Source organism: Kitasatospora xanthocidica (assembly GCF_014656195.1).
GTDB lineage: Bacteria > Actinomycetota > Actinomycetes > Streptomycetales > Streptomycetaceae > Kitasatospora > Kitasatospora xanthocidica.
The window spans coordinates 36,103-47,759 of sequence record NZ_BNBY01000005.1 but is presented as its reverse complement, the minus strand read 5'-3'; the positions used below and the strand labels follow the sequence as shown (position 1 = coordinate 47,759).

The 11,657-nt window shown below is 72.7% G+C and carries 9 protein-coding genes; 3 read left to right on the top strand and 6 right to left on the bottom strand.

The window, feature by feature from the left end; translation table 11 throughout:
- Nucleotides 1-48: 48 nt before the first annotated feature.
- Complete coding sequence (locus tag IE332_RS10630; RefSeq protein ID WP_189915533.1) at nt 49-2,232, bottom strand: MMPL family transporter; 2,184 nt, start codon at nt 2,230-2,232, stop codon at nt 49-51.
- A gap of 151 nt (nt 2,233-2,383) precedes the next feature.
- On the opposite strand from IE332_RS10630, the gene IE332_RS10625 reads away from it, so the two are divergent.
- Nucleotides 2,384-3,007, top strand: a complete 624-nt coding sequence (locus IE332_RS10625) for a TetR/AcrR family transcriptional regulator (RefSeq protein ID WP_189915531.1) — start codon at nt 2,384-2,386, stop codon at nt 3,005-3,007.
- 92 nt (nt 3,008-3,099) lie between these two features.
- Here IE332_RS10625 and IE332_RS10620 read toward each other — a convergent pair whose 3' ends face one another.
- Nucleotides 3,100-4,053 (bottom strand): LysR substrate-binding domain-containing protein, encoded by a 954-nt coding sequence (locus IE332_RS10620; RefSeq protein WP_229928505.1) that lies wholly within the window; start codon nt 4,051-4,053, stop codon nt 3,100-3,102.
- 192 nt (nt 4,054-4,245) lie between these two features.
- On the opposite strand from IE332_RS10620, the gene IE332_RS10615 reads away from it, so the two are divergent.
- Both IE332_RS10615 and IE332_RS10610 read left to right on the top strand, forming a co-directional pair.
- Nucleotides 4,246-4,797: a peroxiredoxin gene (locus tag IE332_RS10615; protein WP_189915529.1), complete on the top strand. Its 552-nt coding sequence runs from the start codon at nt 4,246-4,248 to the stop codon at nt 4,795-4,797.
- Between the two features lie 3 nt (nt 4,798-4,800).
- The gene (locus IE332_RS10610) at nt 4,801-5,343 is read left to right on the top strand and encodes an alkyl hydroperoxide reductase (protein ID WP_189915527.1); all 543 of its coding nucleotides are present in this window, start codon (nt 4,801-4,803) and stop codon (nt 5,341-5,343) included.
- Between the two features lie 82 nt (nt 5,344-5,425).
- Here IE332_RS10610 and IE332_RS10605 read toward each other — a convergent pair whose 3' ends face one another.
- From IE332_RS10605 to IE332_RS10590, 4 genes are all read right to left on the bottom strand, one after another.
- Nucleotides 5,426-7,012, bottom strand: a complete 1,587-nt coding sequence (locus IE332_RS10605) for an AI-2E family transporter (protein WP_189915525.1) — start codon at nt 7,010-7,012, stop codon at nt 5,426-5,428.
- Nucleotides 7,013-7,557: 545 nt separating this feature from the next.
- Nucleotides 7,558-8,295: an aggregation-promoting factor C-terminal-like domain-containing protein gene (locus tag IE332_RS10600; RefSeq protein WP_459646717.1), complete on the bottom strand. Its 738-nt coding sequence runs from the start codon at nt 8,293-8,295 to the stop codon at nt 7,558-7,560.
- A gap of 450 nt (nt 8,296-8,745) precedes the next feature.
- Nucleotides 8,746-10,080: an RNA 5'-3' helicase PhoH2 gene (phoH2, locus tag IE332_RS10595; RefSeq protein WP_189915516.1), complete on the bottom strand. Its 1,335-nt coding sequence runs from the start codon at nt 10,078-10,080 to the stop codon at nt 8,746-8,748.
- A gap of 343 nt (nt 10,081-10,423) precedes the next feature.
- The gene (locus IE332_RS10590; RefSeq protein ID WP_189915514.1) at nt 10,424-11,218 is read right to left on the bottom strand and encodes an isoprenyl transferase; all 795 of its coding nucleotides are present in this window, start codon (nt 11,216-11,218) and stop codon (nt 10,424-10,426) included.
- Between the last annotated feature and the right edge of the window lie 439 nt (nt 11,219-11,657).

The window sequence follows — 11,657 nt, the reverse complement described above, 5'->3', positions numbered from 1 at the left end:
GGGCGGGCGCCCGGCGGACGGGGTCCACCGGGCGCCTCGAACGGGCGGTCAGACCGCGACCGGCTCCTTCGCCGACCGCTCCTCCAGCCGGGCGATCAGCTGCTCGCCCTCCATGTCCACCTTGGGCACGACCTTCTCCAGTGGCCTGGGGAACCACCAGGCGGCCCTGCCGAACAGCGCCATCGCGGCCGGCACCAGCGCCATCCGCACCACGAAGGCGTCGACCAGCACGCCCACCGCGAGGGCGAAGCCGATCGGCTGGACGATCGGGTCGTGGCCGAAGACGAAGGCCCCGAACACCGCGACCATGATCAGCGCGGCCGCCGTCACCACCCGGGCGCCGCCCTTGACCCCGCCGACGACCGCCTCGCGCGGCGCCTTGCCGTGGACGTGCTGCTCCTTCATCCCGGAGACCAGGAAGAGCTCGTAGTCCATCGCCAGCCCGAACAGCACCCCGATCAGCAGGATCGGCACGAAGCTGACCACCGGGCCGACCTTCGGCACGTCGATCAGGCCGTCCAGCCAGCCCCACTGGTAGACCGCGACCACCGCGCCGAGCGAGGCCCCGATGCTGAGCAGGAAGCCGAGCACCGCCTTGAGCGGTACGAGCACCGAGCGGAAGGCCAGCGCGAGCAGCACCAGCGCGATGCCGACGATCACCGCGACGAACGGGGGCAGCGCCTGGCCGAGCTTGGTGGAGACGTCGATGTTGGCGGCCGTGGTGCCGGTGACGGCGATGTCCGCGCCGGTCGCCGACTTGAGCCGGTCGCGCTGGTCGCGGATCTCGTTGACCAGCGCCTTGGTGTCCGCGTCGTCCGGGCCCGTCGTCGGGATGACGGGCACCAGGGCGGTCCGGCCGCTCTGGTCGGCCTGCGGCGGCAGCAGCGTCCGGACGCCCTTCAGGGTCTGCAGCTCGGCCGCCACGCCCTGCACCGCCTGCTCCGGCCGCGGCGCGCCGTGGGCGTCCACGACGACCACCAGCGGTGCGTTGAAGCCCGGCCCGAAGCTCCCGCTGACCAGGTCGTACGCCTTGCGCGCGTCCGTCCCGACGGCCTGTGAGCCGCCGCCCGGCAGGCCGAGGTCCAGGCTCGCCGCGGGCACCGCCATGGCGCCCAGCCCGGCCAGGCCGACCAGCAGGACGGGCAGCGGCCGGCGGACCACGAAGCGGGCCCACCGCTCGCCCGTGGTGGTCCTGCCGTTGGTGCGCAGCGCCCGCTTCCAGACGGGCAGTCTGTCGATGCCGCGGCCGACGAAGCCCAGCACCGCGGGCAGCAGGGTGATCGCGACCAGGACGGCCACCACGACGGCGGCGGAGGCGGCCAGGCCCATCACGGTGAGGAAGGGGACGCCCGCGACGGCGAGCCCGGCGAGCGCGACGACCACGGTCAGGCCGGCGAAGACGACGGCGCTGCCGGCGGTCGCGGTGGCCCGGGCGGCCGCCTCTTCCGGCTCCAGGCCCTCGTCCAGGTGGCGGCGGGTGCGGAACAGGATGAACAGCGCGTAGTCGATGCCGACCGCGAGGCCGACCATCAGGGCCAGCACCGGCGCGGTGGTGATGATCTGGAACGAGCCGGTGAGCGCCAGCAGTCCGGCCATCGCCACGCCGACGCCGACCAGCGCGGTCAGCAGCGGCAGCCCGGCCGCGACCAGCGTGCCCAGGGTGATCACCAGCACCACCCCGGCCACCACCAGGCCGATCGACTCGGAGGCGCCCTCGATCTGGGCGAGCTTGTTGTACGCGTCGCCGCCGAAGGCCACGTCCAGGCCGGCCGCGCGGGCCGGTTCGGCCGCCGCCTTGACCGCCTCGCGCTGCTGGTCGGTGACCTCGGCGAGCTTGTGGTCGAAGGAGACCAGGGCGATGGTGACCCGGCCGTCGGGCGAGACGGCGCCGGTCGCGTACGGGTCGGGCACCGCGGCCACGCCGGGGACGCGGGCGATCCGCTCGACCGCCTCGCCGACGGCCGCGGCCGCCCCGGGCGCGGTGGCACCGCCGGGCGCCGGGGCGGCGAAGACGACCTGGGCGGAGCCGTGGCCCTGCGCCGGGAAGGTGTCCTTGATCCGGTCCAGGGTGCTCTGCGCCTCGGTGCCGGGCACGGTGAACTCGTCGCTGGTCTTGCCGGCGAAGGCGCCCGCGGCCCCGCCGACGGCGATCAGCACGGCGATCCAGACGGCCAGGACGGCGCGCCGCCGCCGGAAGCAGAAGCGGCCCAGTCGGTACAGGTACGTGGCCATGGGCGGTCCCTCGGGTTCGGTCAGGACAGGTCTCGTCCCACCGTACGCGCAACCTTGTCGGGTGACAAAGTCGGGCGACATGTGCGTGCGACAGGGGCGATCGACGGAATCGTTCGACACAGTTGCCCGACCGTGGCGATACCCTGGCGGGATGGCTCACGTCCCCGCCTCCGAACGCCGCCCGCAGCTGGTCCAGGCCGCCATCGACCTGATGGCCCGGGAGGGGGTCGCGGCCGGCAGCACCCGGGCGATCGCGGCCGAGCTGGGCGTGGCACAGGCGACGGTGCACTACACCTTCGGCACCAAGAAGGACCTCTACCGGGCCGTCATCGAGCAGCTGACCGCCGAGTTCATCGGCTCCGTGCGCGCCGTCTCCCCCGGCGACGGCCCCTTCGGCGAGCAGGTCAGGACGCTGGTCCACGCCCTCTGGGAGAGCACCACCGGCGAGGACGGGCGCTGCATGCTGCTGACCGAGTTCGCGGCGCTGGCGATGCGCGACCCCGACCTGCAGGAGATCATGCGCGCCCTGCAGTACGAGACCGAGGGCACCGCGGCCGAGATGATCACCGCGCTCGCCCGGGTGCACGACCTGCGGCTCGCCGTGCCCGCCGAGGAGATCGCCGTCCACTTCCTGAGCGGCTTCAACGGCCTGACCGACCGTTACCTGTCGCTGCGCGCCCCCGGCGAGCGGCCCGGCCCGGACACCCTGCGGGCCCTGGACGTGCTGGTGGCGACCACCGTCGGGCTCTGCCTGGCCGCACCCGCCGACGTCTAGCGGAGCTGTTCCACCCGCCGACGTCCAGCGGAGCCGTTCCACCCGCCGACGTCCAGCGGAGCCGTTCCACCCGGAGAGCCGCCAGGCGGTCCCTACGGCTCGACGATCCGCACCGGCAGTCCGGCCAGCACCTCGCGCAGCGCGGCCGCGAACCGCTCGTACTCGGCGCCGCGGGCCGAGCCCGGGCGGACGGCCAGCCCGATCCGGCGGCCCGGCGCGGGGGCGGCGAAGCGAACAGCGGCCAGCCGGTCGGTGCGTCCGGCCTCGACGTCCAGCGCGGTGGCGGGCAGCAGGGTCACCCCGAGGCCGCCGGCGACCAGTTGGACGAGGGTGGACAGGCCGGCCGCCTTGGTGGTCGAGCCCGCCGGGTCGACGCCCACCTCGCGGCAGATGTCCAGCGCCTGGTCCCGCAGGCAGTGGCCCTCCTCCAGCAGCAGCACGTCGAGGTCGAGCAACACGTCGCGCGGGACGTCGATCCGGCCGGCCAGCGGGTGGCCGGGCGGGGTGACCAGGACGAAGTCCTCGTCGAACAGCGGGATGTCCAGGGTCGGCGAGGTCCCGCCGGCCGGGAGCGCGAGCAGCAGGACGTCCAGGCGCCCGGCGGCCAGGCCCTCCAGCAGCGAGGGGGTGCGCTCCTCGTGGACGTGCAGCTCCAGCTCCGGGAAGCCGTCACGGACCAGCCGCAGCACATCGGGCAGCAGGTAGGGCGCGACGGTCGGGATGACGCCCAGGTGCAGCGGCCCGGTGAACGGCCGGCGGGCGGCCTCGACCTCCTCGGTGAGGGCCTGCAGCGAGGCGAGCACCCGCCGGGCGTGCTGGTGCACCCGCTCCCCCAGCTGGGTGACAATCACCTTGCGCGTCGTACGCTCGACCAGCTGCGCGCCCAGCGACTCCTCCAGCGCCGCGACGGCCCCGGACAGCGCGGGCTGGCTGGTCCCGGTGGCGGCGGCGGCCTCCCGGAAGTGCCGGTGCTCGGCCACCGCGACGAAGGCCCGCAGCTGGGCGACGGTCGGGGTGCGGGGGGCGCGGGCTGTGGCGCTCGCCACAGTCGCGCCGGCCTTGGCGGCGGCCGTCCGGCGGGAGCCCGGCCGCGACGTGGGGGATTCGGTACTGATAGCAATCTCCGATCAGACACATCAAGTCTAGCTATTTCCCCGATCAGTCCACGATGTGGAATCGTGATGCGTGTCCGGATTCCGGACACATGCTCCCCACACCTCACTTCAGGAGAAGCGAACGTGCTCACGATCGGTGACAAGTTCCCCGAGTTCGACCTCAAGGCCTGTGTCGACCTGGAGGCCGCGAGCGCCTTCGCTGACATCAACCACAAGTCCTACGAGGGCAAGTGGAAGGTCGTCTTCTTCTGGCCGATGGACTTCACCTTCGTCTGCCCGACCGAGATCGCCGCGTTCGGCAAGCTGAACGACGAGTTCGCCGACCGCGACGCCCAGATCCTCGGCGTCTCCGGCGACTCCGAGTTCGTGCACCACGCCTGGCGCAAGGACCACAAGGACCTGCGCGACCTGCCCTTCCCGATGCTGGCCGACGTCAAGCACGACCTGATGCGCGCCTGCGGCGTCGAGGCCGAGGACGGCACCGCCCAGCGCGCCGTCTTCATCGTCGACCCGAACAACGAGATCCAGTTCGTCATGGTGACCGCCGGCTCCGTCGGCCGTAACCCCAAGGAGGTCCTGCGGGTGCTGGACGCCCTGCAGACCGACGAGCTGTGCCCGTGCAACTGGACCAAGGGCGAGGACACCCTCGACGCCCAGGCCCTGCTGGCGGGCTGACCCATGGCCCTCGACGACCTGAAGGCCGCCCTCCCGGACTACGCCAAGGACCTCAAGCTCAACCTGGGCTCGGTCATCGGCAACTCCGACCTCCCCGCCCAGCAGCTCTGGGGCACCGTGCTCTCCTGCGCGATGGCCACCCGCAGCCCCGGCCTGCTGCGCGAGCTGGAGCCCGAGGCCAAGGCCAACCTCTCCCCGGAGGCGTACACCGCCGCCAAGGGCGCGGCCGCGATCATGGGGATGAACAACGTCTACTACCGGACGCTGCACCTGCTCTCCGACAAGGAGTACAGCACGATGCGGGCCGGTCTGCGGATGAACATCATCGGCACCCCGGGCGTCGAGAAGATCGACTTCGAGCTCTGGTGCTTCGCGGTCTCCGCCATCAACGGCTGCGGCCAGTGCCTCGACTCGCACGAGGCCGTGCTGCGCAAGGCCGGCGTCGACCGTGAGGTCATCCAGGCCTCGATGAAGATCGCCGCCGTCCTGCAGGCCGTGGCCGGCGTCCTCGACGCCGAGGCCGCCCTGGTCGGCGTCACCGCCTGACCCACCCGGCACCCGACGGGCCCCTCCCGGACACCACGTCCGCGAGGGGCCCGTCGTCGTTTCCGGCCGTCGTCGTTTCCGGTCAGTCCGTGACCGGCTGGGCGGCCGGCTTCGTGAGCGGGGTCGTGGACGTGGTCGCGTTCGTGGACGTGGTCGCGTTCGCGGGCGCGGGCGCCGTCGCAGCCGCGCCCGGCCGTCCGGCGGCGGTGCGTTCGGCGGCCTCGCGGGCGGCTTCGAGCGCGGTGAAGACGGCCTGCCCGGCCTCGTTGCGGCGGCGCAGGTGGGTGATCACGGTGTTGGTGACGGCGATCAGCGGAACGGCCACGACCGCGCCACCGATACCGCCGATGATGCCGCCGGCCGCGACGCCGAGGACCACGCCCAGCGGGTGCACCCGGACGGCCCGGCCGAGGATCAGCGGCTGCAGGATGTGGCTCTCGACCTGCATCACCGCGATCAGCACCACCAGCACCATCAGCGCCGTCCACGGTCCCTGGGTGACCAGGGCGATCAGCACCGCGACAGTGCCGGTGACCAGCGCGCCGACCAGCGGGACGAAGGCCCCCAGGAAGATGATCACGGCCAGCGGCATCGCCAGCGGCACGCCCAGCAGGTCGATACCGATCCCGATGCAGACCGCGTCGATGAACGCCACGCACACGGTGCCGCGCACGTACGCGGTGAGCGTCGCCCAGGCCTTCGGGCCGGCGCCGGCCATCGCGAACCGGGACTGCCGGGGCAGGCCGCGCAGCGCCCAGTTCCAGATCCGCTCGCCGTCGTAGAGCAGGAAGAAGGTGGTGAAGAAGGTCATCAGCAGCGCGGTCAGCACCTCGACGGCGATCTGCGCGCCAGTGATCGAGGCCGAGGTGAGCTGATCGGTGTTGGTGGTGATCGCCTTGGTGATCTGGTCGGCGAAGTCCTTGATCTGCTGCTGGGTCAGGTGCAGCGGCCCGGTGATCAGCCAGTCCCGCAGCTGGTTGACACCGTCCTTGACCTGGGCGGTGACGTCCGGCAGGTTGGTGCTCACCTGCCAGACCACGAACCAGCCGACCAGCCCGATCCCGGCCAGGCCGCTCAGGAACACCACGCCCGCCGCCAGTGAGCGCGGCGCCCGGCGCCGGCGCAGCCAGGACACCGAGGGTTCCAGCAGAGCGGCGATCAGCAGCGAGGCCAGCACCGAGAAGGCGACCAGCCGCAGCATGTCGACCACGTAGAAGACGACGTAGAGCGCGGCGCCGAGCAGCAGCAGCCGCCAGGTCGACTCGGCGGCGACCCGCAGCCCCCACGGCAGCGCCTCGGCGGGGGTGGCGGGCCGGCCGGGGTGGTACTCCCGTCCGAGGCCCGCGTGCGCGGTGGGCGCGACCGGGGCCGCGGCGGCGGGCGCGGGCACCCCGGCGACCGCCGGGCCCGTCGGCACCGCGGCTGCCGGAGCGGGCTCGGTCAAGGGCGCCGGTGCCGGGCCGGGCGTCTCGACGACCGCCGGTACGCGCCCCTCGGCCACTGCCTGTTCGTGGGCCAACGGGTGCCCGTCGGCCAGTGCGGGGACGGCGAGTTCGTGCGGGTCGGCCGCCATCGCGGCGCGTCGGCGCCGTTCGATCACGGCGGCCGCGCTCGCCACCACGGCCATCCCCTTGGCCACGGCCTTGAAGGCCTTTCCGCCCCGCGCCATCCTCGCTACCACCGCTCCCCTGCCCGCCCGCCGTGCCCGGCGGTACGCCGCGGGTCACACCGCGGCCGTCAGGGATGACGCTACCCGGCGGGGGCGCGGCGAGTCCGGTCGCCGGTGGGTTCGATTCGAGCGCCCCGCTCCGAGATACCGGGCAAATCACCCTGTTCCGGGTGGTTTCGGGCGCGATTTCCTGGGGAGGAGTCGGGACGAGAGCCCGGAGGCTTCGTCTCCGGACGCCTCGGGAGCCAACCGCCGGCGGACCGGCCGGTGCGGGAAGCATCCAGGACCCCTTCCCGTCCCCGCGTCCGCACCAGAACCGCACCGCCCGAGCGCGCACTGGTCAGCGCGGCCCGGGCGGCGCGGTTCGCCTTCACCGGACCGGCCGCACGGACGGCCGGGGCCCAGGCGGGAGATGCGGGAAATGCTCGGGCCCGGGCGGGAGATGCGGGAGAGGCGGGAAATGACGACGGCCCCCGGTCACCCGCCCCGCGAGGGCGAGCGGCCGGGGGCCGTCCGGAGTCACGCCGCCGTGGCGGCGGTCGCTCCTAGTACCAGTTGTGGGCCTGCCAGAACGACCAGGCGCCACAGGGGCTGCCGTAGCGGCTGTTCATGTAGCTGAGGCCCCACTTGATCTGGGTGGCCGGGTTGGTGCGCCAGTCGGCACCGGCCGAGGCCATCTTGGTGCCCGGGAGCGCCTGGACCAGGCCGTACGCGCCGGAGCTCTTGTTCGTCGCGGTGTAGTCCCAGCCGCTCTCGCGCTTCACGATCTGGCTGAAGCACTGGAACTGGGCGTCGTTGCCGACGATCTGCCGCGCCATGTCCTGGACGGAGCCGGGACTGACCGAGACGGGGGGCGCGCTGTCGTCGACGGCGGTCATCGCCGAGCGGGCCTTCGACCGGTTGGCGGCCTCGGCCTTGCGCTGGTCGTCGGCGGCCTTGGCAGCCTTCTCCGCGTCGGCCTTGGCCTGGGCATCGGCCTTCGCCTGGGCGTCCGCGGCGGCCTTCTGGCGCGCGGCCTCCTCGGCGGCCTTCTGCTCCGCGGCGGCCTTGGCGGCGGCGTCGGCGGAGGCCTGCTGGGCGGATGCCTGCTGGCCGATGTTGTCACTGATGGTCTGCGCCTGGGCGCCAGAGGGGACTTCGGCAAGCAGGGTCGCGCCGGCGGCGACATCGACCGTCTGCGTGGTCTTGCCCTCGCTGCCCGAGGCCATGCCCACGACGGCACCGACTGCGGTGACGGCGGTGGCGGAGGCCACAGCAACTCCCCGGACCGAGATCCGAGTCACATGGATTCCTTCCAGCATCGCCCACGCGTGACCGTACGGGCGTTACATGCCCCTTGGCACGGACCTCCCACAGTGCTCTGGTCACGGGAGGTGCTGGCCCGGCGTCCGGCCGAGGTGAGGCGACCGGGCGTTGGAATCGGGCGGCGTACGGCTCATCGGTTTTCAATTGTGCGTCCACCGACCGGAGTTGGCGGACCTTCCGGGCCTGACTTCCGGAGTCCGGAAGCCCTGCCGCGCCGTACGCGGGGCCTGACAGAACCCTCACCATGCCGCACCGGGCGCTGTCGACGCAATTCCCGCCCGCGTGGCGCATGTCACATTCACCGCCCGGGAGTTCCCCGGACGGAAAGCCACTCGATGTGATGAAACGGATGGGGCCCGCTCCGTCAGGAGCGGGCCCCGGGGCACCAGTTGACCGTATTGTACGACTATGTCCCGATCAGGGACGGATCACGGGTGGATGTCCTCCAGCATCTCCGTGACCAGCGCCGCGATCGGCGAACGCTCCGAGCGCGTGAGCGTGATGTGGGCGAAGAGCGGGTGGCCCTTCAGCTTCTCCACCACGGCCACCACCCCGTCGTACCGGCCCACCCGGAGGTTGTCCCGCTGCGCCACGTCGTGGGTGAGCACCACCCGCGAGCCCTGGCCGATCCGGGACAGCACCGTCAGCAGGACGTTGCGCTCCAGCGACTGCGCCTCGTCCACGATCACGAAGGCGTCGTGCAGCGAGCGCCCCCGGATGTGGGTCAGCGGCAGCACCTCCAGCATCCCGCGGGAGATGACCTCCTCGATCACGTCCGGCGTGGTGACGGCGGAGAGGGTGTCGAAGACCGCCTGCGCCCAGGGGCCCATCTTCTCCGCCTCGGAACCCGGCAGGTAGCCGAGCTCCTGGCCGCCGACCGCGTACAGCGGCCGGAAGACCATCACCTTGCGGTGCTGCCTCCGCTCCAGCACCGCCTCCAGACCCGCGCACAGCGCCAGCGCCGACTTGCCGGTGCCGGCCCGGCCGCCCATCGACACGATGCCGATGTCCGGGTCCAGCAGCAGGTCCAGCGCCACCCGCTGCTCGGCGCTGCGCCCGCGCAGCCCGAACGCCTCGCGCTCCCCGCGCACCAGCCGGACCCGGCCGTCGCCGGTGACCCGGCCGAGCGCGCGGCCGCGCTCCGAGGTGAGCACCAGCCCGGTGTGGACCGGGAGCTCGTCGGCGCCGTCGACGTCCACCCCGGCCTCGTGCCCGGCCGAGAACAGCGCGTCCACCTGGTCGGCCGGGACGTGCAGTTCGGACATGCCCGTCCAGCCGGAGGTGATCGCCAGCTCGGCCCGGTACTCCTCGGCGAGCAGACCGACCGAGCTGGCCTTGATCCGCAGCGGCAGGTCCTTGGAGACGACGGTGACGTCGTAGCCCTCGGCCTGCAGGTTGCGGGCGACCGCCAGGATCCGGGTGTCCGCCTCGCCGCCGCCGGCGCGGTAGCCCGCCGGCAGTATCGACGTGTCGGAGTGGTTGAGCTCGACCCGGATGGTGCCCCCGAGCTCCCCCACCGGGATCGGCTCGTCGAGCCGGCCGTGGCGGATCCGGTAGTCGTCGAGCAGCCGCAGCGCCTGGCGGGCGAAGTAGCCCAGCTCCGGATGGTGCCGCTTGGCTTCCAGCTCGGTGACGACCACCACGGGGAGGACGACCTCGTGCTCCTCGAAGCGGGTCATGGCGAGCGGGTCCGCCAGGAGCACGCTGGTGTCGAGAACGTACGTGCGCCGGTCTGGTGTCCGGCGGCTCTTGGAACTGACCACTAGGCCTCCAGAGCGGATGACCCTGCGTCATCCGCGGCAAGCCGGCCCCGCTGCCCCGGTGGCCTCGGGACCGGACTGACTGGAGTATTCCCAGGCGGGGGGCGGTGCATTCGCGCCCCCGGAGAACTGACGGATCATTGTCGGTGAACGTTTGGCCTCGGCCCGGAGCCGGGTAGGCCAGGCCTACGGCGGTCATTTCGCCCCGAGGCCGGGGCCGGGGTCCCGGACGCGGGGCCTCCGACGCGGGACGGGTGGGCCCGGGGCAGGACCGACCCGGGTCCGGCGTAGGACCGCTGTGAGACTGCCGTGGGACCTGCGGGACCGACGTGGGTCCGACGTGGGGTTAGAGGCCCATCCGCCGGTGGCGCTGCTCGAACGCGCGCAGGGCGCGCAGGAAGTCGACCTTGCGGAAGGCCGGCCAGTACGCCTCGCAGAAGTAGAACTCGCTGTGCGCGCTCTGCCAGAGCAGGAAGCCGGACAGCCGCTGCTCGCCCGAGGTGCGGATGATCAGGTCCGGGTCGGGCTGGTTGCGGGTGTAGAGGTGCTCGGAGATGTGCTCGACGGTCAGGACCTCGGCCAGTTCCTCGATCGAGGTGCCGCGCCCGGCCTGCTCCTGGAGCAGCGAGCGGACGGCGTCGGCGATCTCGTGCCGGCCGCCGTAGCCGACCGCGACGTTGACCGTGATGCCGTCGATGTCGGCGGTCTCGTCCGCGGCGCGCTTGAGCACGTCGGCGGTGTGCTGCGGGAGCAGGTCCAGCGCGCCGACCGGGTGGACCCGCCAGCGGCGGGCGGCGGCCAGGCCGGTGACGGCGTCCTCGATGATGCCGAGCAGCGGGACCAGCTCGTCGGCCGGGCGGTCCAGGTTGTCGGTGGAGAGCATCCAGAGGGTGACGACCTTGACGTGGGTCTCGTCGCACCAGCCGAGGAACTCGGTGATCTTGTCGGCGCCGCGCTGGTGTCCGTACGCGGTGGACCCGCCGGTGGCCTTGGCCCAGCGGCGGTTGCCGTCCAGGATCACGCCGATGTGGTGCGGGGTGCGCGCGAGGTGGACCTCGACCCGGCGGCCGTAGAGCCCGTACATCCCGCCGAGCAGGGTGCGCAGCCCCGGCGTCCGTTCCACGACATCGCGCAGACCCATGGTTCCCGGACCCCTCCGTGCTCGTTCAGCTGGTGCGTCAACGCCCCGGCGCAGCCTACTCCCGCACGCAGGTGCACGGTAAAGCCGCAGGTAGCGGTCTGGTCACGGTCCTGTGCGAAGTCTGTCGCGAGGGGCGTGCCGGGGGTCGCACGGCGGTCCTCCGGAGGCCGCGGGGGCGTCGGGAAGGGGCCGCGCGGGGGTCCCGGCGGTGCGGACACGGAACGGTCTCCGAATCCTTAACGGAACCGTAAGCCGACGTTCCGATGCTTGACGACCCGCAATGGTCTAGTCCAGCTTTTGATCCGGGACGGAACGATCCGCTCACCGGTCCCGAACCGGTCCCCGATCAGTCCCGAACCGGCTCGTCCTTGACGCAATGCCCTCCCCCACACGCGGCCGCCGCGCCCCCCACCGCGGCGGCCGCTCCTCCCCCAGGAGC